Origin of the sequence: Neisseria sp. P0014.S009 (assembly GCF_051958155.1) — a bacterium.
Classification (GTDB): domain Bacteria; phylum Pseudomonadota; class Gammaproteobacteria; order Burkholderiales; family Neisseriaceae; genus Neisseria; species Neisseria flavescens_C.
The window spans coordinates 1-358 of the sequence record NZ_JBQCVS010000069.1; the positions used below are offsets into that span (position 1 = coordinate 1).

At 48.9% G+C, this 358-nt stretch carries 1 pseudogene; it reads left to right on the top strand.

What is annotated here, in order from left to right:
- A pseudogene (locus ACTHS4_RS11695) lies at positions 1-358 on the top strand (phage tail sheath family protein); the annotation flags it as partial.

Consider the following 358-nt stretch of genomic DNA (forward strand, 5'->3'; position numbering starts at 1 on the left):
CTATGGTACTGGGTATCGTATGTGGGGCAACCGTCTTGCCTGTTTCCCAACTACTTCTCACATCAAGAACTTTGAGGTAGCCCAACGTACTGGAGACTTGATTGACGAATCCATCCGTCGCGCTGAGCTGCAATATGTCGACAAACCGATTGATGATGCGTTAATCGACAGTTTGATTGAAACGGTTCGTACTTATTTGGGTACGCTGCCCTCCATTGTGGGTTTTTCGGTTGGTTTGGACTATGACTACGACCTTCCAGATGCGTTCAGTAAAGGTCAAGTGCCGATTGTTTACGACTACACGCCTAAACTGCCGGCCGAGCGTCTGACCAATACCAGCGTGATGACCCGCAAGTAT